Source organism: Arthrobacter sp. PAMC25564, assembly GCF_004798705.1.
Classification (GTDB): domain Bacteria; phylum Actinomycetota; class Actinomycetes; order Actinomycetales; family Micrococcaceae; genus Arthrobacter.
The window spans coordinates 1,815,732-1,841,855 of the sequence record NZ_CP039290.1; the positions used below are offsets into that span (position 1 = coordinate 1,815,732).

17 protein-coding genes are annotated in these 26,124 nt (G+C 67.7%); 12 read left to right on the forward strand and 5 right to left on the reverse strand.

Features of this window, described 5'->3' with window-relative positions:
- Positions 1–95: 95 nt before the first annotated feature.
- The 6 genes from mtrB (at position 96) to secA (ending at position 9,722) form a co-directional block, all read left to right on the forward strand.
- Positions 96–1,874: an MtrAB system histidine kinase MtrB gene (gene mtrB, locus E5206_RS08325; protein ID WP_240690153.1), complete on the forward strand. Its 1,779-nt coding sequence runs from the start codon at positions 96–98 to the stop codon at positions 1,872–1,874.
- Complete coding sequence (locus E5206_RS08330; protein ID WP_136322072.1) at positions 1,871–3,589, forward strand: LpqB family beta-propeller domain-containing protein; 1,719 nt, start codon at positions 1,871–1,873, stop codon at positions 3,587–3,589. The genes mtrB and E5206_RS08330 overlap by 4 nt, the downstream gene beginning before the upstream one ends.
- 101 nt (positions 3,590–3,690) lie before the next feature.
- The gene (locus tag E5206_RS08335; RefSeq protein ID WP_136322073.1) at positions 3,691–4,746 is read left to right on the forward strand and encodes a phosphoribosyltransferase family protein; all 1,056 of its coding nucleotides are present in this window, start codon (positions 3,691–3,693) and stop codon (positions 4,744–4,746) included.
- Positions 4,747–4,889: 143 nt separating this feature from the next.
- On the forward strand, positions 4,890–5,615 hold the full coding sequence (gene raiA / locus E5206_RS08340; RefSeq protein WP_136322074.1) for a ribosome-associated translation inhibitor RaiA: 726 nt from the start codon (positions 4,890–4,892) through the stop codon (positions 5,613–5,615).
- A gap of 33 nt (positions 5,616–5,648) precedes the next feature.
- Positions 5,649–6,899 carry a crosslink repair DNA glycosylase YcaQ family protein gene (locus tag E5206_RS08345; RefSeq protein ID WP_136322075.1) on the forward strand — a complete coding sequence of 417 codons (1,251 nt, stop codon included), beginning with the start codon at positions 5,649–5,651 and terminating at the stop codon, positions 6,897–6,899.
- 84 nt (positions 6,900–6,983) lie between these two features.
- The gene (gene secA, locus E5206_RS08350) at positions 6,984–9,722 is read left to right on the forward strand and encodes a preprotein translocase subunit SecA (protein ID WP_136322076.1); all 2,739 of its coding nucleotides are present in this window, start codon (positions 6,984–6,986) and stop codon (positions 9,720–9,722) included.
- 86 nt (positions 9,723–9,808) lie between these two features.
- Here secA and E5206_RS08355 read toward each other — a convergent pair whose 3' ends face one another.
- Positions 9,809–10,252: an Rv3235 family protein gene (locus E5206_RS08355; RefSeq protein WP_136322077.1), complete on the reverse strand. Its 444-nt coding sequence runs from the start codon at positions 10,250–10,252 to the stop codon at positions 9,809–9,811.
- 93 nt (positions 10,253–10,345) lie between these two features.
- Complete coding sequence (locus E5206_RS08360) at positions 10,346–11,173, reverse strand: LysM peptidoglycan-binding domain-containing protein (RefSeq protein WP_136322078.1); 828 nt, start codon at positions 11,171–11,173, stop codon at positions 10,346–10,348.
- Between the two features lie 165 nt (positions 11,174–11,338).
- Here E5206_RS08360 and E5206_RS08365 point away from each other — a divergent pair, with 165 nt between their 5' ends.
- Positions 11,339–11,914 carry a hypothetical protein gene (locus tag E5206_RS08365; RefSeq protein ID WP_136322079.1) on the forward strand — a complete coding sequence of 192 codons (576 nt, stop codon included), beginning with the start codon at positions 11,339–11,341 and terminating at the stop codon, positions 11,912–11,914.
- 83 nt (positions 11,915–11,997) lie between these two features.
- Here the strand turns inward: E5206_RS08365 and E5206_RS08370 are convergent, their stop codons facing one another.
- Positions 11,998–12,213 (reverse strand): helix-turn-helix domain-containing protein, encoded by a 216-nt coding sequence (locus E5206_RS08370; RefSeq protein ID WP_136322080.1) that lies wholly within the window; start codon positions 12,211–12,213, stop codon positions 11,998–12,000.
- A gap of 166 nt (positions 12,214–12,379) precedes the next feature.
- Here E5206_RS08370 and E5206_RS08375 point away from each other — a divergent pair, with 166 nt between their 5' ends.
- From E5206_RS08375 to E5206_RS08390, 4 genes are read left to right on the forward strand one after another with little or no spacing between them, the layout of a single operon-like run.
- A complete protein-coding gene (locus E5206_RS08375; RefSeq protein WP_136322081.1) occupies positions 12,380–13,027 on the forward strand; it encodes a hypothetical protein in 648 nt (215 codons plus the stop codon).
- Positions 13,024–14,334 carry a P-loop NTPase gene (locus E5206_RS08380; protein WP_136322082.1) on the forward strand — a complete coding sequence of 437 codons (1,311 nt, stop codon included), beginning with the start codon at positions 13,024–13,026 and terminating at the stop codon, positions 14,332–14,334. The genes E5206_RS08375 and E5206_RS08380 overlap by 4 nt, the downstream gene beginning before the upstream one ends.
- A gap of 58 nt (positions 14,335–14,392) precedes the next feature.
- Entirely contained in the window at positions 14,393–19,258 is a 4,866-nt protein-coding gene (locus E5206_RS08385) for an NAD-glutamate dehydrogenase (protein WP_136322083.1), read from the forward strand.
- A 42-nt stretch (positions 19,259–19,300) separates the two neighbouring features.
- Complete coding sequence (locus E5206_RS08390; RefSeq protein WP_136322084.1) at positions 19,301–20,770, forward strand: PAS domain-containing sensor histidine kinase; 1,470 nt, start codon at positions 19,301–19,303, stop codon at positions 20,768–20,770.
- A gap of 122 nt (positions 20,771–20,892) precedes the next feature.
- Here the strand turns inward: E5206_RS08390 and E5206_RS08395 are convergent, their stop codons facing one another.
- Positions 20,893–21,141 carry a WhiB family transcriptional regulator gene (locus tag E5206_RS08395; protein WP_003804966.1) on the reverse strand — a complete coding sequence of 83 codons (249 nt, stop codon included), beginning with the start codon at positions 21,139–21,141 and terminating at the stop codon, positions 20,893–20,895.
- Positions 21,142–21,381: 240 nt separating this feature from the next.
- Here E5206_RS08395 and E5206_RS08400 point away from each other — a divergent pair, with 240 nt between their 5' ends.
- On the forward strand, positions 21,382–21,894 hold the full coding sequence (locus tag E5206_RS08400) for a hypothetical protein (RefSeq protein WP_136322085.1): 513 nt from the start codon (positions 21,382–21,384) through the stop codon (positions 21,892–21,894).
- Positions 21,895–21,899: 5 nt separating this feature from the next.
- Here the strand turns inward: E5206_RS08400 and E5206_RS08405 are convergent, their stop codons facing one another.
- The gene (locus E5206_RS08405; RefSeq protein ID WP_136322086.1) at positions 21,900–26,015 is read right to left on the reverse strand and encodes an FtsK/SpoIIIE domain-containing protein; all 4,116 of its coding nucleotides are present in this window, start codon (positions 26,013–26,015) and stop codon (positions 21,900–21,902) included.
- Between the last annotated feature and the right edge of the window lie 109 nt (positions 26,016–26,124).

The window sequence follows — 26,124 nt, forward strand, 5'->3', positions numbered from 1 at the left end:
GCAACCCCGGAGCCACTCCCGTGAACGTCGCCCCTGCACCTCCTGACGGCCCGGTATCCTGGTGGCGGAGGCTGCGCTTCCGCAGCCGGATCTGGATGCGGCGCGGGTGGATTGTTGGCGTGCGCGTGGCCCGGCTGGTGCGTACGGGCGCCGTCCGGTTGCTGCCGGGCATCCGGTACCTCGGGCGCGCCATCCACCGGCGGTGGCGGCGGTCCCTGCAGTTCCGGACTGTTCTGACCACCCTCATGCTCGCCATCGGTTCCTTCGCCGTGGTGGGCGCCTATCTGTCCAACCAGATCGCCAATAACCTCTTCCAGGAGCGGCTCGCCCAGGCCGAATCTGAGACCCGTTACAACGTCAAACAGGTCCAGGAGACGTTCGACGGCGCCCAGGTCACCGACCAGTCCAGCGTCATCACCCTGGTCTATGACACCCTGAATGCCGTCGAAGGCCGCGGCTCCGTGATCCAGCGGCGCTACGTCTTCGAGGCGATGCCGGAACAGACCAAGCCCCGCAACCGGTGGGTCGAATCGCGGGCCTCGGACCAGCTGACCATCAGCGTGATTCCGCCGGACCTGCGCAAGGCCGTGCAGGATTCGGGAAAGGACCAGTTCTGGGCCTCCACCCAGTTCCCGGTGGGAACCGAGGACCGGCCCGGGATCGCCGTCGGCAACAAGGTCACCTTCAACGGCACGGTCTACGAGCTCTACCTGATCTATGACCTCAACACGGCGCAGAAGACACTCAACGAGATCCAAAACGTTCTCCTCGCTGGCGCCGCGGTGCTGGCGCTGATGATCGGCGCCGTGGCCTGGTACGTTACCCGCAACGTCGTGAGCCCGGTCAGCCATGCCGCACTGGTCTCGGAAAAGCTTGCCGCCGGCCAACTGCAGGAGCGCATGGTGGTCAAGGGCGAAGACGAGGTGGCCAGGCTCGGCGCCTCGTTCAACCACATGGCCGCGAGCCTCCAGGAGCAGATCACGCAGCTTGCCACCCTCTCGCAGATGCAACAGCGCTTCGTCTCCGACGTCTCCCATGAGCTCCGCACACCGCTCACAACGGTGCGGATGGCGGCGGAAGTGCTCTACGACGCCCGGGAGGATTTCGACCCCATCAACAAGCGCTCCGCGGAACTGCTGTACCACCAGGTGGAGCGGTTCCAGTCGCTGCTGGCCGACCTGCTGGAAATTTCCCGCTTCGACGCGGGCGCCGCCATCCTCGACGCCGAGCCCACGGACATCGTCCAGCTCATCTCCCATGTGATGGAGGGCGTCGGTCCCGTCGCGGCGGAGTACGGCTCGGAAATCACCTTCAACGCCCCCGCAGGCAGCGTCATCGTGGAGATGGACGATCGGCGGATCGACCGCATCCTGCGCAACCTGGTCCTGAATGCCCTGGAACACGGCGAAGGCCGCCCGGTGAACATTTCCGTGGCCGCCAATGACACTGCCGTGGCGGTCGCCGTCCGGGACCACGGCATCGGCATGACCCACGCGGAGGCGGCCCGCGTCTTCGACCGCTTCTGGCGCGCCGACCCCGCCCGGGCGCGGACGACGGGCGGCAGCGGCCTCGGACTGTCCATCGCCGCGGAGGACACCAAACTCCACAACGGTTGGCTGCAGGCCTGGGGCAAGAAGGGAAGAGGTTCCAACTTCCGGCTGACCCTTCCATTGCACCAGGGCGCGGTCATCACCAAGTCACCGCTCCAGCTGGAGCCGGCCGACGTCGGACTCCCCGGTGCCGGACGCGATCGGACCATGCTGCTGCTGGACCAGTCACCCGCCCCGGCTGCCGTGAGCAACTCGGCTGCAGCCGCCGGAACAGAGGCCGCCGGAACAGAAACTCGCGGAAGCGGAAAGAAGGACGGGTCATGAGCAGCGCCTCAAGTAAGCTCACGCGCGCCGCCGCGGCTGTGCTCGCACTGGTCCTGATCCTCCTGGCCGCGTGCGCGCAGATCCCCCGATCGGGCCCTGTCGGCAAGAGCACGGACGAGAGCGCCGGCAACCCCAATGCCCCGGTTTTCTTCCCGGCCGCCCCGCGTGAAGGGGCCGGACCGGAGTCGGTGATCGAAGACTTCTACAGCGCCGGCAGCGGCTACGAGGACGATTACGCCGTGGCACGGCAGTACCTCACACAGGCATCGTCCGTCACCTGGAAGCCGGACCAGCGCACGCTGGTGTTCCGGTCTGCCAGGGTGGTGCCCACCGGCGTCGAGAACGCATTCAACTATGAACTCGACCTGGCCTACTCCGTCGATGCGGACGGGGTTGCCACCCAACTGCCCGAGGGTACGAAGGAAGACGTCCCGGCCACGCTGACGCAGGTGGACGGCCAGTGGAGGATCGCCGCGATCCCGGACGGCACGGCCATCCCGGAGGAGACCTTCAAGGTCATCTACGGCGCCTATCCGATTTACTTCTATGACCCCAGCTTCACCTACGCCGTTCCGGATGTCCGGTGGTTCATCAAGAAGAAGACCGTCAAGGCCATGACGAGCGCCCTCCTCGGCGGCCCCGCCCCCTACCTCAAGGGCGCCGTCGTCAGTGCCTTCCCCTCCGGCATCAAACTGGCCCGCGAATCGGTGCCGGTGGTTTCCGGGGCCGCCCAGGTGGACCTCACTGCCAAGGACCTTGTCGAGGCCTCCAACGAGGACAGGCTGAGGATGCAGACCCAGCTGGCCCTGACGTTCCGCAGCCAGCCCGATGTCATCAACGTCGAGCTCCGGGCCAACCAGGACCTGGTGCGCGTCGAAGACAACGGCTCGGTCCTGCCTCCGGTCCGGAACAAGACCGTCCCGGCGCACCAGATCGCCGTGAGCAACAATGACCTGGTCCGGTACGAGAACAACCGGCTCTCGCCACTGCCCGACATCGCGTCCGTCGCCGCGCTCACGCCCCGTGCCCCGGCAGAATCGCCGGTCTCACAATCCGCGGCTTTCCTCAATGCCGCCCGCAACACCCTGTACTCGGTCGTGCCCGGCCAGCCTGCCAGGGCACTCTCGACGCGGGCCACCCTGTCCCGTCCCTCCTTCGACCGGTATGACTGGGTCTGGGCGGCCGGGCCGGGGGCCAACGGGGCCAGCGAGGTCCTTGCCGACCGGCCCGTCGGCGTGGCCCAGGGTTCCGCCGTGCCCGCCGTGACCCTGACCCCGGGCTGGCTCGCCGGACGGAGCGTCAAGGAGTTCAGGATCTCCCGTGAGGGTGCGCGGGCCCTCGTGATTTCGGAACTGAACGGCAAGACCCTGGTCCAGGTCACCGGGATCATCCGGACGGCCGACGGCACCCCGCGGGACCTCACCGCGCCGACGACCCTCCTGACGGTGCGGGACCCGGACCAGGGCGTGTGGGTCGACGACACCACGGTTGCCGTCATGAAGGGCTCCGCGAGCGAAAACGTGACCCCCGAGCTGCTGTCCCTCGCCGCTGCGCAGCCTCAGCTGCTGGCACCGTGGCCGGGGCTCACCGCCCTCACCGCGGGCAACGGCACGGAAGAAATCTTCGGTCAGTCCGCGGAAGGGATCTTCCAGCGGCTGGGCAACGGCTGGTCGCCCCAGCTCAAAGGCGCCCTGGACCCGTCCTTCCCCGGCTGATCCCGCTTCCGGCAGCGGGCTGCCTGCGCGGGGATGGCGGGCTGTCCACATAGCGGGAGCGGCGGCTTCCGCGGTGGCCGCCGACACGCAAGGCTTGCAGCATGACCCGATCGCGGCCCTGCCCCAAGGAACGCGCCAGCAAGGACGGCGACGACGGAGGATCCCGCCGGCGTCTGCCTCCGGCCAGGGCCGTGGACCCGGACCTGGCCCCGGCGGCGCCGACGGCGGCCAGGCACCGGGGCGGCTACACCCGTCCGCTGCCCAGACTGGCGGACCGGACCGCTGCGGCCGGGACGGAGCTGATGGCGCTGGCGGCCCCGGTGGAGTGCGTCTGCTGCGGCGCCGAGGACGCGGCCCTTTGCGGCGCGTGCGGGCGGCAGGTCCGCCTGCTGACGCTGAACCCCTTCCGGGCCGAGGGCCAGGCGCCGTCCCTGATGGACATGGACGGCACCGTGATCCTTCCGGTGGTGGCTGCCGGTGCCTACCGCGCGGAGCTGGCGCAGGCCGTGCTGGCCTTCAAGAACCACGGCCAGGGCCGGCTCGGGGACGTGCTGGCGAGGGGCCTGGCGCGCGCCCTCAGCGCCGCGGTGGGGGACGGGCAGGGTCTCTGCCTGGTTCCCGTGCCCACCAGCAACGGAGCCTTCCGGCGGAGGGGATTCAGCCCGGTCCATCTCCTGCTCACGAGGCTCAGCCGCCGGGATCTTGCCGGCCTTACCATCATCGATGCACTGCGGACAGCCGGTCACGCCACCCGGGCCCCGGAGCCTGCGGGAGCAGCACTCAGCGGCCGTCTGCTGGCCCTGATGCCAGGTTCCCGGGCGGCGCCCGGGGGACCGGGAACTCCGCGCGGCGGCCAGAAGGGGCTGGGCAGGGGGGACCGGGCGAAGCGCGTGCGGGGATCGATGCGGGCCAGGGGCGGACTCCGTGCCCCGGACATCAGGGGACGTCCGTGCATCATCGTCGACGACGTGCTGACCACCGGGGCGACGCTGGCCGAGGCCGCCCGTGCGCTGCGCGAAGCAGGCGGGCAGGTCCGGGGCGCCGTCGTCCTCGCCGCGACACGCCCGCCGGTCGTCTCCGCTTCCGGTCCCCCTGACCGCATGGCGGCGGGGAAGGCACGCGTCAAGCAAAAAAATAAACCGGAAAAGGATGAATAACAGGAGGCTATGAACTAACGTCGAAGATGGGTACCAAGAACAGATGTACCTGTCGATGGCGGCTCGGAAAGGGGCTCGACTGCCAGTCAGATCGGCCCCGGGAAGTGCCCCCGTCGTGTCACCGAAGTCATTTGGAGGGCACCATGGAGTTCATGATCAGCGGACGTAATTTGACGGTCTCAGACCGCTTCCGCGAGTACGCCGACGACAAGATCTCGAAGATCGCCTCGCTGGGGGACAAGGTCCAGCGGGTGGACGCGAAGGTCTCCAAGGAGACCAAGGCCCGGCAGGCCGACGAGATGCTCACGGTTGAACTCACTGTCTTGGGTCGCGGCCCCGTAATCCGGGCCGAAGCCAGCGCCGCCGACAAGTTCGCCGCCTTCGATCTCGCCTACAACAAACTTCTTGAACGCCTGCGCAGGGCCAAGGACCGCAGCAAGGTCCATCACGGCCGGCACACCCCCAAGTCCGTCACCGAGGCGACGGCAACCCTCGAGCCGGCAAGCCCCACCGAGCCCCTGTACGTCGAGGTGGGCCGCGCGGAGGAACCCCAGGCGCCGGCGGCAGAGAAATCCCCCTATGACGTCGAGAACGACATCCCGGCCGGAGACTCGCCGGTATTGATCCGCCGCAAGGTTTTTCCGGCCGCGTCCCTGTCGCTGGACGACGCCGTCGACAACATGGAGCTGGTCGGTCACGACTTCTACCTTTTCGTGGACAAGGACACCAAAGCACCCTCCGTGGTCTACCGCCGCGAGGGCTGGACCTACGGGGTAATCTCCCTGGACCAGACATGCGAACCGGGGCAGGCTCCGCTGGAAGAGAAGATCCTCGCCTACCGTTCCGAGGACGCACCTGCCACCACCTAGGCCGGTGGAGGCTCTTCCGACGAAGGAACTGACATGCACGCATCGCTGAGCCTCAACCAGGCACGGCGGATCGCATTGGCAGCCCAGGGATTGGACAAGGTACGGCCCGCCGGACCCGTGAGCGCACGGGCGGTGGGCCGTACGTTTGCCCGGCTGCATCTGGTCCAGATCGACTCCGTCAATGTGCTTTCCAGGAGCCACTACCTGCCGTTCTTCTCCCGGCTGGGAAACTACGACCGCAGCATCCTGCACCGGATGGCAGCGACCCATCCGCGCCGGATGATGGAGTACTGGGCGCACGAGGCCAGCTTCATCCGGCCGGACCATTTCCAGGACCTCGTGCTGTGGCAGAACCGGAAATGGGTCGGCGCTTCCGCGATGGACCCCGCGCTGCGGGACGCCGTCACCGCCGGGGTGCTGGACGCCCTCGCAGCCGGCAGGCCGATGACGGCCGCGGAACTGACGGCCGCGCTGGGACATGTGGAGAACCGGCAGCGGGCCAGCTGGGGCTGGAACTGGAACGCCGTCAAGCGGGTCCTGGAACACCTCTTCGAGGAAGGGCTCGTCTCCGCGGACTCCCGGACCGGATCCTTCGAACGCCGCTACACCCTGACCGCCAGGGTCCTGCCCGGAAGGCTGCTCCCCGGCACGGCCCTGGCGCTGGACGGCGTGGAGCCGGATCCGGCTGCGGCCATGGACCGGCTGATTGACGCCGCCGCGCAGGCCCACGGGATCGGGACCGTGCGCTGCTTCGCGGACTACTTCCGAACACCGCTGCGGGCAGCCGCCGTATCTGTGGAACGACTCGTCGCGGCCGGCAGGCTCCAGCCGGTCACAGTTCCAGGCTGGAACAAGCCGCTGTACCGGCACATCGGGGCGAAGCTCCCGCGCACGGCCACCGGGCGGGCACTGCTGAGCCCCTTCGACTCCCTGGTCTTTGAACGCCGGCGGCTCGAGGACCTGTTCGGGTTCCACTACCGGATCGAGATCTACACCCCGGAACCGAAGCGCCGCTTCGGATACTACGTGCTGCCGTTCCTGCTGCGGGACGGGATCGTTGCCAGGGTGGACCTCAAGGCCGACCGTGCCGGCGGACGCCTGCTGGCCAGGGCCGCCCATGCCGAGCCCGGCGCGCCGGCCGACACCGCCGTCGAACTCGCCGCGGAACTGCAGCTCATGGCAGAGTGGCTGGAACTGGACGGGGTTGTTGTCTGCCCGGCGGGGGACCTGGCGGAGGCGCTCGCGGAGGCCGTCTCCGGGGCTAAGGCGGCGTATCCGCTCTGAGGGAACAGGCGCCACCGGCCCGGTGTCTCTCCCGTAGACTGAACACGCCAGAATTCGGCAGCTTGAGACTGGGAGCAACTTCACGTGGCATCACTTATCGAAAAACTTCTCCGCACGGGGGATAAAAAAACCCTAAGGCAACTGCGGAACTATGCCGATTCCATTAATGCCCTCGAAGCCTCCTTTAAGACCTTCACCGATGCCGAGCTGCGCGAAGAGACCGACCGTCTCCGCGAGCGGCACGTGGACGGGGAGAAGCTGGACGATCTCCTGCCCGAGGCGTTCGCCGCCGTCCGCGAAGCCTCCTCCCGCACCCTCGGCCTGCGCCACTTCGACGTCCAGCTGATGGGTGGCGCCGCGCTGCACCTGGGAAATATTGCCGAGATGAAGACCGGTGAAGGAAAGACCCTCGTGGCCACTGCTCCGGCCTACCTCAATGCCCTCGCCGGCAAAGGCGTGCACGTCATTACCGTCAATGACTACCTCGCCGAATACCAGTCCGACCTGATGGGCCGCGTCTACCGCTTCCTGGGGTTGAGCAGCGGTTGCATCCTGTCCAACCAGGATCCCACCTTCCGCCGCGAACAGTACGCCGCGGACATCACCTACGGGACCAACAACGAATTCGGCTTCGACTACCTGCGCGACAACATGGCGTGGGACAAGTCAGAGCTCGTCCAGCGCGGCCACCACTTCGCCATCGTTGATGAGGTGGACTCAATCCTCATCGATGAGGCCCGTACCCCGCTCATCATTTCCGGACCCGCGCAGGGTGACACGAACCGCTGGTACAGCGAATTCGCCAAGGTGGTCATGCGCCTGAATCCGGATACCGACTACGAGGTCGACGAGAAGAAGCGCACCGTCGGCGTGCTCGAGGCCGGCATCGAAAAGATCGAGGACTACCTCGGCATCCACAACCTGTATGAGTCCGCCAACACCCCGCTGATCGGCTTCCTGAACAACGCCATCAAGGCCAAGGAACTGTTCAAGCGGGACAAGGACTACGTCATCCTGGACGGCGAAGTGCTGATCGTGGACGAGCACACGGGCCGCATCCTCGCCGGCCGGCGCTACAACGAGGGCATGCACCAGGCCATCGAGGCCAAAGAAGGTGTTGAGATCAAGGCCGAGAACCAGACCCTCGCCACCGTGACGCTGCAGAACTACTTCCGCATGTACAAAAAGCTTGCGGGCATGACCGGTACCGCCGAGACCGAAGCCGCCGAGTTCATGAGCACCTACAAGCTCGGCGTCGTCGCCATCCCCACCAACAAGGACATGCAGCGGATCGACCAGTCGGACCTCGTCTACAAGAACGAGGCGGTAAAGTTCGAGGCCGTGGTCAAGGACATTGCCGAACGGCATGAGAAGGGCCAGCCGGTCCTCGTCGGCACCACCAGCGTGGAGAAAAGCGAATACCTCTCCCGGCTGCTGGCCAAGGAGGGTGTTCGGCACGAGGTCCTGAACGCCAAGAACCACGCCCGTGAAGCCGCGATCGTGGCCCAGGCCGGCCGCAAGGGCGCGGTGACTGTCGCCACCAACATGGCGGGCCGCGGTACCGACATCATGCTCGGCGGAAACGCCGAATTCACCGCCGTCGCAGAACTCGCGAAGCGCGGTCTGGACCCGGAGGAAAACTCGGTCGAGTACGAGGCCGCGTGGCCCGCCGCCTTCGAGGCCGCGAAGCAGTCCGTCAAGGAGGAACACGAGGAAGTCCTCAACCTCGGCGGCCTCTACGTGCTCGGCACCGAACGCCATGAGTCGCGCCGCATCGACAACCAGCTCCGGGGACGTTCCGGGCGCCAGGGCGACCCGGGCGAGTCACGGTTCTACCTGTCCCTGACCGACGACCTGATGCGCCTGTTCAACTCCGGCGCCGCGGAGCGGCTGATGAACAGCTCGGTGCCGGACGACGTCGCCCTCGAATCCAAGCTCGTCTCCCGCGCCATCGCCTCGGCACAGGGGCAGGTCGAGGGCCGCAACGCCGAACAGCGCAAGAACGTGCTCAAGTACGACGACGTCCTGAACCGCCAGCGTGAAGCCATTTACGGGGACCGCCGCCGCATCCTCGAAGGCGACGACCTGCACGAGAAGGTCCAGTTCTTCCTGGAAGACACCATCAATGCCTTCATCGACGAAGCCACCGCGGAGGGCACCGGCGACGACTGGGACTTCAACCTGCTGTGGTCCAATCTCAAGACCCTTTATCCGGTGAGCTTCACGCCCCGCGACGTGATCGACGAGGCCGGCGGAAAGTCACGGATCACCGTGGAGTTCCTCAAGGAGGAGATCCTTTCCGATGCCCGCCTGGTCTACCAGGCCCGCGAAGAAACCATCGGATCCGAGAGCATGCGCGAACTCGAGCGCCGGGTCGTCCTGTCGGTGATCGGACGTAAATGGCAGGAACACCTCTATGAGATGGACTACCTCAAGGAGGGCATCGGCCTGCGCGCCATGGCCCAGCGGGATCCGCTGGTGGAGTACCAGCGCGAGGGCTTCATCATGTTCCAGGCCATGATGGAAGCCATCCGCGAGGAAAGCGTCGGCTTCCTGTTCAACCTGGAGGTCGAGGTGACCCCGGCGGAGGACGTGGTCGTGGCGGATGCTGCGGGCCAGCACACCGAACACCATGAGCCGCAGATCCACGCCTCCGGGCTCGAAGCCCCCGACAAGCCCGCCCAGCTGCAGTACAGCGCCCCCGGTGAGGACGGCTCCGCCGAGACCCGCATCGAGGCCAAGGCCTCGGGACGCTCCGGAAATCCGGCCAAGGCGGCAGCGCAGGAATCCCCGCGCCGAAGTGCCAGGAAGAAGCGGCGCTGAGCCGCCGCTGACTGCTGGTCCCAGGCGGCAACATTGACGGAGGGCCGGAACACCTTGTTCCGGTCCTCCTTTGATCAGGGGCCTCCTTAGCCGATCTCCAGTACGGTGATGCGCCAGGCCAGCCTGCTGCGCTCAAGCCGCAGGGCGACCGCCCGGACCCGCAGTTCGTCGACCACGACGGCGCTTGCCTCGTACACGTCCGGCGAGACCTGGCAGGCCCGGACCGAGCGGACGCAGGGATTCCGGTGCAGCCGTCCCGCCGTTGGCGAGCTTCCGGAGGCCATCCTGCGCGTCAATGCGGCCCGGTGCTGCAGGGCCGCAAGGCACCGCTCGTCCAGCCGTCGGGCCAGCTGCTGCACCGGCCGGGTGCCGGCCAGGACTTCTATCGCGGCCTGGACGGTGCTGCGGGAGATGGCGCAGATCTCGCGGCTCTCATCAACCACGCGCAGGCGGGCGGCCGGGACTGCTGATTCGGAGGCTGGTGAAACGGGGACGGCCGCGGCTGCGGGGATCCCGGTCATTGCGCTCATGATGCTTCCTCTGCGTGGTTGTGGGTTCTGATGCAGGTCGTGTTGCTGCTTCGTCGCGCCGCGGCGGCTTGGGGTGACGGCGGGCGGGCGCTGTCAGGTGCCGGGCGGGAGCCGCAGGACCTGGCCAGGCAGGAGCACATCGGGGTTTTCGCCGATGGCCGGCCGGTTGGCCTGGTACAGCCGGGGCCACTCGACGGCGATGTCGACGTCGGAGGCGAACGGTCCCAGTTCCGCGGCTGCAAGGCTCCAGAGCGAATCCCCCGCACGGACGGTGATATCCCGGAGGGCCGCTGCGGGCTCCTGCGGCCGCAGTTGGGGGGAAGCGAGCGGGCCGGGCTCCACGAGCGGGCGCAGCGGTTTCCATTGCGGGTCCGCCACCGGCACGGTGGTGCGGGACGGGGGCTCCGGTGCCGAGGTTGCCGGGACGGTGGCCGCAGGATCCGGTCCTTCCGCGAAGGACGCGCCCGACGTCGGTGTCCAGGCCGCGGAAACGGCGGTCCGGGGGGACGGGCCGGTGCCGGGCACCGCGGGCGGGGTTGCTGCGCTGGCAAGCTGGGCGGTGATGAGCTGGAATCCGACGGCGGCCAGGGCGAGGCGCCGCATGAAGCCGGGGCTGAACTTACCGGCGGCTTCGGCGGCCCGGGTCCGTCCCCCGCGCTCCAACAGGGCCGCAGCGAAGGCGATCAGCAGGGACATCACCCACCACGTGATGACGATCAGGCCGGCTGTGTTGGCCAGGATTCCGAGCTGGTCTTCGAATGTCACGGACTGCTGCCGTGCGGACGAGGACCGCCAGCGCTGAACGAGGCTGTTTCCCGTGCCTGCAAGGAAGAAACCCAGCAGCAGGATCACGGCAGCCATGGCCGCATCCGCGCGCAGGAGGCGCGCAGGCCCGCCTTTCAGGGATTCAGTAGGGACCATGACTGCCTCCAATATCGTGAACCATCCGCCTCGACACCTGGTTTGATGTCATTTGATGTTGTTGGATGAACTTAGAGACAGTTTGATCGCATTATTGGGGTTTTGTCTAGGGAGGGAAGCGCGGTGTGGATTGACCGTCCCGGCACCCGCGCCTACGCTGGCGCCATGCGTTGGGACGACCTTTTTGGCGATATGGAGGCACAGCTGGCCGCCGGTGAGCGGCTGGATTTTGACGCGGACGTGGCGGAGCGGGCGCGGGCGGACGCGGCGGGAGTGGAACTGGGGGACCGGCTCCGCGGGTCGTTGGGCCTCCGGATCGGGATCCACCTCGCGTCCGGAACCAGCTTCGAGGGGGTCCTGAGCTATGTCGGAAGCCAGTCGCTGGTGCTCGACGAGCCGCGACACCAGGTCCTCATACCCCACGCGGCGGCGGTGCGCTATTCCGGGCTTTCCCGGCTCGCCGTGACGGAGCCGTCCGCGGTCCGGCAACGGCTCGGCCTTGCCAGTTCGTTGCGTGCCCTGGCACGGGACCGGGCGAGCCTGACCGTCCTGGTGGTGCGGGGACCGGGGGAGTCGGTGCTCCACGGGGTGATCGACCGCGTCGGGCGGGACTTCCTGGACTTTGCCGTGACGCAGGCCGGTGAGGACCGCCGTGCCGCGAACGTCCGCCAGACGGCGACCATCCCGTTCGCAGCCCTTGCGGGTCTCAGGTCCGCCCGGGGCCCGGACAGCCAGCCGTAGCTCTCCGCTCGGGCCGGCTTCTCAGGCCGGCGTCAGGGGGGAATCCGAGGCGTCAGGCGCGGGTGCGCGACGGTGCCATCCGCTCAGACAGATTTGGACTTGGCCTCTTCGATCATCCGGCTGGCCTCGGCATAGCGCTCCTGGATGTACTGCTCCAGCATGGTCTCCTCAACGCGCCACTGGCCGCGTCCGCCCACCTGGATAGCCTTGAGCTCTCCGCTGCGGACCAGCGCATAGGCAGCAGGGGAGTTGATCTGGAGCTGCTCGGCAACGTCTGCGAGTGTCAGGAATCGGGGCATGACACCATTTTGCCACCGTTGACGTGGCACGGTGCGGTTATCCACAGTTTGCGGCTGTTTGCTCCCGGATCTTCCTCCCGCATCTTCCGTACGGCCCGGCTGGAAGCAACAATGATGGAGTCCGGCCCGCACGGGCCGGAGGGCGACTACAGGGGGAGCAGGACGCATGAGCGTAGGCACGACGGCGGCAGCGGGTGCCCGGCTGAAGAAGCCATCATGGAAAGACCCCCGGCTCCTCATCGGGATCCTGCTCGTACTCGCCTCGGTCGCCGGCGTCGTTGCGCTGGTGGGCGCCGCGGACCAGACCACGGAGGCCTATGCGGCGCGTGAGCCGATCGCCGTCGGCGAGAAGCTGACTACGGACAAGCTGCACCGGGTCAAGGTCCGCCTTGGTGACGTCGAGGAGCACTATCTGACGCCGGAGACCGGAGTGGGCGGGGGGCTGGTCGCCGTCCAACGGATCGGCAAGGACCAGCTGCTGCCGCGCGAAAGCCTGGGACAGCCCGACGCACTGGACCGCAAACCCGTGGCCGTCACGGTCGAGGAGAGCCTGCCGGCCCAGGCCGTGCCAGGCTCGCGGGTGGATGTCTGGGTCGCCCTGCCGGATACCAGGAACGGCTTCGGCCAGCCCACGCTGCTGCTGCCGGGGGCAGAGGTCGCGCAGCTCACCCAGGGCAGCACGGCCCTGGGGTCATCCCGGTCCACCGTTGTGATGGTGCTCGTTCAGGACGATCAGATGCCGAAACTGCTCGGAGCGCAGGCCAACAAGGCCAAGATCTCCGTCGTCTGGAATCCGGGCGGTGCGTCGCGATGAGCATCCCAGTGGTGACGGTCGGGCGCACCCGCGAGGACCTGGTCGGCGGACTGGAACGGCTCCACGGCCCGGTGTCCGTCGTCCGCAGGTGCAGCGAACTTGCCGAACTGCTCGCAGCCTGCCAGAGCGGGCTGGCCCGCGCCGCTGTTGTGGCGGACGGCAGCCGGGAACTGACCGCGTCGCTGGTTGACCGGTTGTCCGCCGTCGGCGTTGTTGTCCTGGCCCTGACGGACAACCCCGCGGAGATGGCCAGGCTCCGTGGGATCGGCGTGGGGACCGAGCCGCCGGGGGTCGATGCCGGAGCCCTTGCCGCCCGGATCTCGGCGGCCGTCGCGCAGCTCACCGGCGCCGGGCTCCGGCCGCGGCCGGCCGCCGACAGTGCCTTTCCGGACGACGGGGCCCGACTGCAGACTCCCGGCGGCCCGGGCGCCGTGCCGGGTACCTCAGGAAAGGGACAGATCATTGCGGTGTGGGGCCCTGCGGGTTCGCCGGGCAGGACCCTGGTGGCGGCGAACATCGCCGGGGAACTGGCGGCCGAGGGCAAATCCGTGCTCCTGGTCGATGCCGACAGCTATGGCGCCAGCGTGGCCGCCATGCTGGGGCTGCTGGATGAGGCAGCCGGGGTGGCCCAGGCCTGCCGGCTGGCGGACCAGGGGCTGCTCGACGGCGAGGCCTTGCTCAGGATCGCTACTCCCGTGGCGACAAAATCGGGGACGTTCCGGGTGCTCACCGGCATCACCCGGGCGGACCGGTGGACGGAACTCCGGGCCGCCGCGCTCTCCCTGGTGCTGGAGCGGGCGCGGGAGATCGCCGAGGTGACGGTGGTGGACACCGGTTTCTGCCTTGAGGCCGACGAGGAACTGAGTTTTGACACCATGGCGCCGCGCCGGAATGCCGCGACGCTGAGGAGCCTGGAGCTGGCGGATACCGTTTTTGCCGTGGGATCAGCCGATTCCGTCGGCGTGCCGAGGCTGGTCCGGGGACTGGCCGAGCTGGAAACCGCGGTCCCGCAGGTGTCCCCGATAGTCGTGATGAACAAGGTCCGGGCCGCCGCCGTGGGCCGCTCCCCGGAGCGGCAACTGACGGACGCCTGGGAACGCTACGGCCCCGGGCCGGCGCTGTCGGCGTTCCTGCCGGCGGACCCTGCCGCGAGCGACGCCGCGCTGCTGTCCGGCTCACTGCTGCTGGAGACAGCCCCGGAATCGGGACTTCGGAAAGCCATCGCAAATCTGGTTTGTGCACCTGCACAGCGGAATCGCAAATCCTCTGTCTTTACTTCCACAGCAAAGCGCCGGGCAAAGGGTTAGGGTCGACGTAAAGGCCGCAACGAGGCGGCCCCGAACTGCTTTATGGAGGCGTTTGTCGATGTCGTCTGGGTCCAGTGTGGAGGATCAACCCGTTTCGATCGGTGCCGGTGAGGGCTACCTCGCGGATTACTATGAGCACCTCCCGGAAGAGGATTCCCGGGGCTATGCCCATGAGGTCCTGGCCGCAAGGGCCGACACCCACCGCCGGCTCGCCGCCAGGCGGCTCCCGGGAATCGCCAATATCTCCGTCATCGATGAGGCCGACTGCAGCGTCCTGTACGTCGTCACTGATGACATGCCTTTCCTGGTCGACTCGGTCAACGCGGAACTGGTCCGGCAGAAGGCGCCGATCCACCTGGTACTGCACCCGCTGTTCGTGGTCATGCGCAACCGTGCGAGCGGCGACCTGGTCAAGGTCTCGCGCGTGCCCTCCCATCTGGGCATCTCCAGCGGAGACACTGCGGCGATGCCTAACCTCTCCCACCTGATCGCCCAGGGCGACAACGCCTCCCACATGGAGTCCTGGATCGCCGTCGAAATCGCCCGCGTGGACGAGGAAAAGCGCGCCCGCCTGGTTGAAGGCATCGGGCGGGTGCTGGGTGACGTCCGCGCCGCCGTCGAGGACTGGCCCAGGATGCGCAGCAAGGCACTCGAGATCGCCGCGGACCTGGACAAGGTGTCCAACCCGGCCCAGATCACCGAACTGCGCCAGGCCCAGGAGCTGTTGCGCTGGATGGATGATGGCAACTTCACCTTCCTCGGATACCGCGAATACGACCTCATGAACGTAGCCGGCGAGGATGTGCTGGAACCCCGGGATGACAGCGGCCTGGGCCTGCTCCGCGGCGGCGCCGACACCCCGCACCAGATCCAGCACCTCACCGCGGCCGGCCGGAAGAAGGCCCGCGAGAAGCGTGCCCTCGTGATCACGAAGGCCAACTCCCGCTCCACCGTGCACCGTTCGGCGTACCTGGACTACATCGGAGTCAAGAGCTTCGACGCCGCGGGCAACGTCAACGGCGAGCGCCGGTTCATTGGCCTGTTCGCCACGAGTGCCTACGCCGGCTCCGTCCGGGCCATCCCGGTGGTCCGCGAAAAGGTCGCCGCCGTGCTGAACGGCGCCGGCTTCCCGCCGGATTCACACTCGGGCAAGGACCTGCTGGGGATCCTTGAGACATACCCCCGCGATGAGCTGTTCCAGATCGAGATTCCCGATCTCGCGGCCACGGCGACGGGCATCCAGCGGCTGCAGGAACGCCGCCGGACCCGGTTGTTCCTCCGGCCGGATATTTACGGCCGGTTCATGTCCGCCGTCGTTTATCTTCCCCGCGACCGTTACACCACGAATGTGCGGCTGCGCATCGAGCAGGAGCTGCGGGAAACATTCGACGCGGTCTCGATCGACTACGAGGCACGGATGACAGAATCCGCGCTGGCCCGGCTCTTCTTCCGGATCCGGCTGCCCAAGAACGCCGACGTCAGCAACGTCAACAGCGCGGAGCTGGAAAAGCGGCTGGTCCGCGCGGCACGCTCCTGGCCTGAGGGCATCACCGAAGTCCTGCGGGCCAGGTCCGAGAACGACGGTGCAGAGGGCGCCAAGGAACTCGCTGCCCTCTGGGCCGATGCCTTCCCTGCCGGTTACCGCGTCGATTACGAGGTCGAGGACGCGCTGGAAGACATCGCCCGCTTCGAGAAATACGGGGCGGCGGCCGAACGGGCCGGGGAAGGCATCAAGGCGGAACCAGGCGTCCACGTCTACCTTCCGGAAGGCGCCGGCGCGACGCTGGAGGAGGACGCGCGCGTCAAGCTCTACATGCTGGAGCCCAAGAGCCTGAGCCAGATCCTGCCGTTCTTCCACAACCTCGGGCTTGAGGTCCTCGACGAGCGTCCGTTTGAGATCGAAACGGCGGACCACCGTGACTTCTTCCTTTATGATCTCGGCCTGAAATACCCGGCAGGGGTTGACCCGCGGACGACCGGCCGGCTGCTCGCTGATTCCTTCGGGGCGGCAGTGTCCGGTGTGGTGGAATCGGACAGCTTCGACCGGCTCGTGCTGCGCGAGGGGATGCACTGGCGCCAGGTGATTGTGCTGCGCGCCTACGCCAAGTACATGCGCCAGATGGGAAACACCAACTCCTTCGAGTTCATGTCGGACACCCTGCTGGCGAACCCGGACGTGACCCGGGCGCTGACGGCCCTGTTTGCGGCACGCTTCGATCCCTCGCTCGACGACGCCGGGCGCCAGCTCCGGCAGGATGAGGTCGGCGCCGGACTGGACGCCGCCATCGAACAGGTCGCCACCCTCGACGCCGACCGGGTGCTGCGCACCTTCAGGAACCTGATCCAGGCCACGACGCGCACCAACTACTTCCAGAACAAGACCCACCTCAGCTTCAAGCTCAACCCCGCCGCCATCGAGGGGCTGCCCTTCCCGAGGCCCAAGTTCGAGATCTGGGTCTACGCACCCCGGGTCGAAGGCGTGCACCTGCGCTTCGGCAAGGTGGCCCGCGGCGGGCTGCGCTGGTCGGACCGGCGTGAGGATTTCCGGACCGAAATCCTCGGCCTCGTCAAGGCGCAGACGGTCAAGAACGCCGTGATCGTCCCCACCGGGGCCAAGGGCGGATTCTTCGCGAAGCAGCTCCCGGACCCGGCATCGGACCGCACCGCCTGGATGGCCGAGGGCATCGAGAGCTACAAGACCTTCATCCGCGGGCTCCTGGACATCACCGACAACCTCGTCACGACGCCGGAGGGCGAGACCGTGGTGCCGCCGGCCGACGTCGTCCGGCACGACGACGACGATACCTACCTCGTCGTAGCGGCCGACAAGGGCACGGCGTCCTTCTCCGACATCGCCAACGGGCTTGCCGGGGAGTACGGCTTCTGGCTCGGGGACGCCTTCGCCTCCGGGGGTTCGGTGGGCTACGACCACAAGGCCATGGGCATCACCGCACGCGGCGCCTGGGAATCGGTCAAGCGCCACTTCAGCGAGCTGGACCTCGACACGCAGTCCGAACCGTTCACCGTGGTCGGCGTCGGCGATATGTCCGGCGACGTCTTCGGCAACGGCATGCTGCTCTCCCGGCATATCCGCCTGCTGGCCGCGTTCGACCACCGGCACATCTTCCTCGATCCCACCCCGGACGAGGCTGTTTCCTTCGCGGAGCGCCAGCGGCTTTTCGAGCTGCCCAGGTCCTCCTGGGATGACTACAACAAGTCATTGATCAGCCCGGGCGGCGGCGTGTTCCCGCGCCAGGCGAAGGTCATCCCGATCTCGGGCGAGGTACGGGCTGCGCTGGGCCTGCCGGACGGCACAACCCAGCTGAGCCCGCCCGAACTGCTGCGCGCGATTCTGCTGGCCCCGGCGGATCTGCTCTACAACGGCGGCATTGGCACCTATGTGAAGGCGAGCACCGAGACCAACGCCGAGGTCGGCGACAAGGCCAACGACTCCATCCGCGTCGACGGGCGCCAGCTCCGCGTCAAGGTCATCGGCGAGGGCGGAAACCTGGGCATGACCCAGCGCGGACGCATCGAGGCCGCACTGCAGGGCGTCATCCTGAACACCGATGCCATCGACAACTCGGCCGGTGTCGACTGCTCCGACCATGAGGTCAACATCAAGATCTTCGTGGACCGGATGGTGGCGGCGGGCAAGCTGGACCCGGCCGAACGCGCGCAGTTCCTGGCATCGATGACCGAGGAGGTCGGCCGGCTGGTGCTCGAGGACAACATCGACCAGAACATCCTGCTGCTCAACGACCGGATGCGCGTGTCCGAATGGAGCCCCAGCTACGAACGGCTGATGGACTGGCTGGAAAAGTCGGCCGACCTCAAGCGGGACCTGGAGGCGCTGCCCACCACGGAAACGCTGCGGGAACGACTGGACCAGGGCCAGGGGCTGACGGCCCCGGAACTCTCGGTCCTGGCGGCGTACTCCAAGATCGAGCTGGCCACCGCGCTGCGGGACAGCGACCTCGCCGAGGACCCGTGGTTCAAGGCGACGCTCCGGGCCTACTTCCCGAAGCAGCTGCGGGAACGGTTCGACGCCGAACTGGACAGCCACCCGCTGCGCCGCGAAATCATCGCGACGATCGTTGCCAACGACATGATCAACCTCGGCGGCATCACCTTCGCGTTCCGGGCCATGGAGGAGACATCGGCCACCGAGGCCGCCGTCGCCAAGGCCTTCGTGGCGCTCCGCAAGGTGTACGAGCTGGACATCATGGTGGCAGAACTCAACGAACTGCCGGCGTCGTTCCCGACCGAACACTGGAGCACCGTCCACCTGGATATCCGCCGGCTCCTGGACCGAGCGGTCCGCTGGCTCCTCAGCCAGGGCAACACCTCCCGTCCGATCGCCGAGACGGTTGCGGAGTTCAAGCCGCTGATGGACCCGATGCGGGCCAGGCTGCTGGACTACCTGCGCGGCGACGACCGTGACCGGGTGGCCGCGTGGCTTGAGAAGGCGCGGGGCTGGGAACTGCCGGAAGACCTGGCACACCGGTGGGCGGAGCTGTTCGAGAGCTTCGTGCTCCTGGATATCGCCAAGATCGTGCACGTCAGTCCCGAGCCTGTCGAAGAGATTGCCCACGTGTACTACACGGTGTTCAACCGCTTCCACGCCGATTCCCTGCTCGAACGGATCACGAAGCTGCCCAGGAGGGACCGCTGGCAGGCGCTGGCCCGCGCGGCCCTGCGCGACGACCTGTACTCGACCATCTCGGACATGACGACGGCGGTGCTGGAGTCGACACCTCCGGGGACACCTGCGGAAGAACGGCTGGTGGCCTGGGAAGGCCAGAACCTCGAGCAACTGGACCGCGCCAAGAGCATGTTCGACGAGGTCAATGCGCTCCAGTCGGATGACATGGCCTCGCTGTCGGTAGCATTGAGGCTCTTGAGGTCAATCGTTCGACGCTAGGGGCGGCCTCCCGCTGCCCGCCGCGTCTCACATGGAGGTGCTGTGGCAATCTTTACGGACCCTATCAGGGAGCATGCTGATTTCGGGCCGGGGGATGCCGAGTGGCTGCACCTGCTGGTCGGCGACTGGCAGATGGTCGCCGACCTTGCCTTCGCCGATCTGGCGTTGTGGTTCCCGCATCCTGAGCTTGGTTACGTGGCGCTCGCCCACGTGCGACCCTCCACCACGCATACCGTGTTCCATGCCGACTTCGTGGGGGAGGGGATCAGATCGGACCTGCAACCGCTGGTCGACAAGGCGTGGGAAAGCCGCACGATTGAGCGCTCCAACGAGACCAACTGGAGCAGCGACATGGCCCTGCGGGTCGAGGCGGTGCCGATGGTCCGCAATGGCCGGACACTGGCGATCGTGACTTCCCACATGGATCTCTCCAGTTCACGGATGCCGTCACGGCTTGAGCTGACCTACAGGCAGTGCGCGTATGACCTGTTGCGGATGGGAACGCTCGGGCTGTGGCCGGACTTCGCGTCGCCCACGGGTTCGCGCCGGGGCGCGCCCCGCGTGGGCGACGGCCTGATCAGGCTCGATGCCGAGGGGATCGTCCAGTACGCCAGCCCCAACGGTGTCTCTGCCTTCCGCCGCCTCGGCGACGGCGAGTCCCTCGAGGGCCGGTCCCTCGCCGAGCTGACCGCAGGGCTGCTGAAGGACCGCCGTATGGTGGACGAAACGCTGCCATTGGTGGTGACCGGGCGGATGCCGTGGCGGAGCGAGATCGAATCCCGCGGGGTCAGTCTCTCCTTGCGCGCGATTCCGCTGCGCGACGAACAGCAGCGCTTTGGGGCGCTTGTCCTCTGCCGCGACGTCTCCGAGCTGCGGCGCCGGGAGATGGAACTCGTCACGAAGGACGCCACGATCCGCGAGATCCACCACCGGGTCAAGAACAACCTGCAGACGGTGGCGGCCCTGTTGCGGATGCAGTCGCGCCGGATGGTCAGCGACGAGGCGAAACAGGGGCTTGAGCAGGCCATGCGGCGGGTGGCGACCATCGCGCTGGTGCACGAGACGCTGTCCCAAGGGCTGACCCAGAGCGTTGATTTCGATGAACTCATCGGCCGGCAGTTCCGGCTCTCGGCCGAAGTTGCCTCGCCGTCGCAGCAGGTCAAGACGCAGCGCTCGGGGCTGTTCGGTGAACTGCCGAGCGACTTCGCGACCCCGCTCGCCCTGGTCATCAACGAACTGGTGACCAACGCCGTCGAACACGGCCTGGAAGGGCGGACCGGGACGGTCTGGCTGATCGCCGACCGCTCCGAAAGTGAAGACGGGGAGGAGCTACTGACCGTGACGGTGGAGGACGACGGCGTCGGGCTCCCCGAAACGCCCTACGCGGAGGGGCTGGGCCTGCAGATTGTCCGCACGCTTGTGACCAGTGAGCTGGGCGGGAGCATCCAGTGGAAAGCCCGGGAGGGCAGCGGCACCGCGGTCCAGATTGTCCTGAGCCTGACCCCGCGCTGAACGCATCCCCGGTCCGGGTGCTTTAACGGGCAATGGCCGCGGACCCGAAGGTCTGCGGCCATTACTGCCTGTTGCCCGAACGGGCGTCTTTCCCGACGGCGGGTGCTGGCCGGGGCGGAAAATCAGGAGGCGCGGCGGGCCCGTGCGGCCCGGCGCTTGAGCGCACGGCGCTCGTCCTCGCTCATGCCGCCCCAGACCCCGGCGTCCTGGCCGGATTCGAGGGCCCACTGGAGGCAGGTATCCACAACGGGGCAGCGCCGGCAGACGCTTTTTGCTTCTTCGATCTGCAGGAGCGCAGGACCGGTGTTTCCTACGGGAAAGAACAGCTCCGGGTCCTTGTCAAGGCACGCTGCGCGGTTACGCCAATCCATGCTGATCAGTCACTCCATTTCGTGGGAACGCATTAAATAGCCTTGTGAAATTATTCACTAAAGGCTTCATAAGAAAAGGGCCCTTTGGGGCCCCCTTGGTCATCTGCATTAAGCCTGTCATGTTAACGCTGTGTAAACAAGGGGTATTTGGCTGCAAAATGCCGTGGGATCGTGAGCGATGCATCACATTGGATGGCGGCGTCCGCACATTTAGTCGACTATGTCCGGTAGGGTGCCAATGTGTCAAGACCCCCGGTGAACCCCTCCGATCCCGCTGATAATTCCCCCGGTGCGCCCGCCGGAGTGCCCGAAGGCGGGTCCGCGGCAGAATCCGGCGGTGTCCCGGCCGCCGGGGCCGCGAGGCCGGCCGGAGTCCTGATCGTTTCAATAGTTGTTGCGCTCGAGGCAACCGCACTGCTGGCGGCGGCGGGCTGGTACGGAGTCCAGCTTCTGACGGCCGCCCCGGTGCTTTCGTTCTGGGGCGCTGTTTTCACCCTGGGGCTGCTGCTGGCGTTTTCCACCTGGCTCTTCGCCGTGGCCCGCTTCCTCTTCCGCGGCTACCGCTGGCCCCGGGCCGGCGCGCTCGTGGCACAGATTTTCGCCCTCACGATCGGCTTCCCGACGCTGACCGGCGGGTACCCGCTGGCCGGGCTGGCCATGCTGGTGCCGGCAGCCGCCGCGATCGTGCTGCTGTTCGACAAAGGCGTCATCGCCTTCGCGTCCAGGGCCGGCGGCGCACCGCCTGCCCTGTAACGGCGTCATCGCAGTCCCTTCGTTGCCGGGGCGGCCGGCGCGTCCGGTGATGCCAGCTGGGCCGCTGCTGCCCGTCCGTCGGAGATAACGACGGCGCGCCCCGGGGGAGGGTTGTGCTCCAGTTCGAACCGTACTCCGAAAAGGTCCCCGTCCATGAGGCTGCGGGGACACACCAGGAGTCCCCTTCCCAGTGTGCGGGCAGGGAGGACAAGGGGCACCCGCTGCTGAAGGGCCGCACCAAATGCCGCCGTCATGATCACCGTCCAGCCGAGGCCGTTCAGCTCGTACAGGCGGCTGTTGGTTTCTGCTGTCTGCAGGTCGATATCGTCGGCCAGGAGGATCGCTGCCCGGTCTACCGCACCGGCCAAGGCATCGGCATGCAGATCCGCCCAATACTGTTCAGGATCGGTTCCTGTGCCGGGCGCCAGCCAGCTGCCGACGGACGGATTGAGGGCCGGAAGGGCCGCCAGCAAGGTGCTCTTGCCGGAAGCGGGACCTCCGAGGACGGCCAGCACGCCGCCGGCCGGGAGGGCAACAGCAGAGGGCAGGAGTTCGTCTCCGCCGACCCCGACGCACAGCGATCCCGGGCCGGGGGCACCGGGGCCGAACCGGGCCAGGACCTCGGTGACAGAGACACGCAGGGGAAGTGCTTCGACCAGGAACGGGCTCCTCCGCGGGGGCGCGCCGGGCATGCGCCCGTGGGCAGGCGAAGGCCGTTCATAGAGCCTGCCGATGTGGCCGCCGGATGCGGGGCCCGCCACGAAGGCGCCGAAGACGACCACACGGCCGGGAACCGGCTCCAGCACGGGAAGCCGCGGCCAGGCAAGCCGGCTCTCCTCGGTGGAACCGGAAGGGAAGAAGACCCGGTTTGGGATGGCGGCGAAGAACCGTGCGGTCACCAGCTCGCGCTCGCCGGAGACCAGCACGGTGATTCCGGCCTTCGGACCGTCGCGGACAATGTCCTGGAGAAGGTCTTCGGCCCAGGCCAGGGGACCGGACCGGAACGCGGATGCCCACGACCCCCAGCCGCTGATGACCAGCACCAGGGGCGGTGAGCCGCCAGCTGAGGGGGCGCCCAGTCTCCGGATCACTTCCTCTGCAACACGTTCCAATACCCTCACGGCCCGACGCAGCTCGTGCAGGCCGGCAACAGCTCCGGCGCGCCCCGAGGCCGCTGCGGGGCCGCAGGCGCCGGAGGCATCCAGGAGATAAAGGTGGCTCTCATGCTCATCGGCCAGCAGCTGGTCCACCGCCAACGCCAGGGCGCCATCGCCGGCTCCCGCCATGCCCCCGATCAGGCCAAGGTGTCCGTGGTCGGCGGGACGCCACCGCAGCTCGGCGACGCGCTGCTGTTCCGGGAAGTCCACCCGCCCGAGCCTGACTGTGGCCCCCGGTCCTGGCTGGACGGAGGGTGTATCCGGGAACTGGCCCTCGTCCAGGGAGCCAGCAGTGGGAAACGGCAACGATACCGGGAGCGGCGCGGCCACCGGACGGCGGGGCGGAACGCCGCCCAGCGCTGCCCACAGGCGCGCAATCTCTCCGACAAGGGGTGCGGCTGCCTGCGCCGGAACCAGAGAGGCCAGCTCACCGGTACCGGCCTCGTCCGCGTCGCCCACGGCGTATGCCGGTATTTGCTCGAGGAATTCCCTGACTGTGAAAACGCTCACCGTGCCCGCGGCCACCCCTGGCTTCGCGGGGGTGAGCGTAGCCGTCTGGAACGGCTCCGGTGCTTCGGTTCCGCGGACCAGGAAGGCACGACCGGGACTGGCTATGGGGATGGCTGCCGCGAGCCTGGAATTCATGACGTCAATGGATTCCATGTCGGACTGGACTCTCAGGGCGACGCAGCTGGTCACATTGGCCCGGATATCGGCGGTAATGGAGCCCTGTGGCCGCTGGGTGGCCATGATGAGGTGGATCCCCAGGGACCGGCCGATGGCCGCTATTCTCATGAGCTCGGATAGCGCTCCCGGCGCTTCCTCTACGAGCATCCTGAATTCGTCAATGACCAGGACCAGATGGGGCAGGGCAGGCAACGGAGGATCCAGGCCTTCGTACGAGGTGAGATCAGGGGCCTGCGCGGCGGCGAGTACTTCCTCCCTGCGCAGCACTTCGGCCCGCAAGGACACCAAAGTACGTTCCACCTCACCCGTCCCCAGGTCCGTCAGCATCCCGACGCAGTGCGGCAGCCCGGTCAGTGGTCCAAGGCCGGAGCCGCCCTTGAAGTCGATGAACAGCAGGTTGATGCGGTCCGGCGGGTAGCTGGCGGCGAGCCCTGCCGCGAGAGTACGAAGGAATTCCGATTTCCCGGAGCCCGTGGTGCCGGCAACCAGGAAATGGGGACCGTCCGCCTGGAGGTCCATCAGCAGGGGACCTGAGCCGCCGGTGCCGACAGGAACAGGTAGCCCCGGCATGGGCCCGGAGCGGGACCAGCGCCGGGAAATGTCCGCCGGCGAGAGCGGCAGGAGATCGCCCAAGGCGCAGAAGGCGGGGATGGCCGGGGGAGCGGATTCCGTGGAAGGCTCCGTGCCCCCGATCCTTCGGCAGTAACGGTCGAAGACGTGAAGCGGCACCAGATCGGGAATGAAGGTGAGCTGTCGGGAACCGGTTGTCAGCCGGGCCGTGCGGCCGCCGAGCACAATTCCTATGCTGCCCGCTGGATGTGCTCCGGCTGAACAGTCGATCACCTGCCAGCCCTGGCTGGCGGCCAAGGACCGCAGCATGGATATCCCCCCGGGTTCATCCCGTCGGTTGGCCGCCCCGGCCCCGGGTGCGGACACTGTCCCTGGTGCAGGGCCGGGTGCCGGTCCTTCCCTGGTTCCGCCCAGGATGATCAGCAGCCCGTGGTCGCAGCCTTGGCCGGGACCCGCAGCCAGGATGGCACCCGTGGCCGCCGCGTGGCATGACAGTGTGACGCGGGGCAGGAACCGGGAAGCACATGGTACCGACGCAGGCGAGCCGTGAATGAGGACCCGGGTGCACCGGGCGAGCGGATAGCCGGCGAGCTGCATGAGCAACGAGCGGACCAGCCCGGCCACCGCGGCGTCCGGGCCACGGATGGTGGTGAGGCACACGGACGGGTCCAGCGTCACGGGCATCAGGCCGAGTGAGGGCGCCCGGAAGCCGGGATCCGCGGGTTCCAGCCGGACGTTTGCTTCTTGTTCGGCCAACCCGATCCGCAGCCACACGGGTCCCGATCCGGTTGCCGTCTGCCGCTGGCCGTCGGATGCGCCGCTGAGGGCAAGGTCAGCGGCGGACGGTGCGGACCGCCGTCGCCGTTCCTCGTCCTGGTGCACCGCTGTGGCGAGGGCGGCTGCCAGTTCGCGGCGCTGCCGGCGGCCGGAGGCGATTGACACCAGGACAGACACCGCGGAGACAGCGGTGAAGGCCAGAAACATCCACATCCCCGTCAGGAGGGCCAGCCCGACACCAATGGCCAGCGGCAGTCCCGCGGCCAGGACCAGGGCAGTCCGGGTGCCGTTGGCCGCAGTGTTGCGGACAATAAGGGGCTCGGCGACGCCGGATCCCGCCGCTGCCGGCGCGGCGGGGGCGCCGGAAGGCGTGGCCCCGCGGTCGAAGATGAGCGACATCGTCGAGTTTCCGCAGCGGATCACCGAGCCGGTTGTCACTGCAGCCTCCCGGACTTTCCGGCCGTCGACGGTGGTTCCGTTGGCGCTGTTCAGGTCCACGATGCTGACCGAAGAATCCGAGACCTCCAGCCGGGCGTGTTCGCGGGAAAGCTCAGCGTCCGGGATGGTGATGTCCGTCCCGCCGCGCCCGATTCCGAATCGCCCGCGGCGCAAGCCGATGGTTGTGCCGGCGCCGGGTCCGCTGTGTACGGCGAGTACCAGCGCAGCGGCTGCCGGGCGCCGGGCCTCGGCCCGGGGCTTCGAGGGCTGTCCGTCGATCAGGACGGCTCCGTGGACGAGCGGCGCTTTGCCGGGAGTCAGGGCGGCCAGGCGGTACCCGTCGACGGAGAGTTCGCCGGTTCCGTAGCGCCGGGACACTGCTTCCTGCAGGACCGCGCCGGGGCAGGCGGCCGGGAGGTCGACGGCGAGCTCGACCGGTTCCCGGCTCAGCGCAGAACCGGGCGCCGGCACCAGGGTGCAGTGGAGCATCATCGGGGAACTCCTTTCCAGCGCCGCCCGCTACGTCTCACGTACCTCCCACGGTAGGGGCGGCGACGGGAAACGGTCCCTCGGAAATCCGGCCATGTGGATAGCGGCGGTG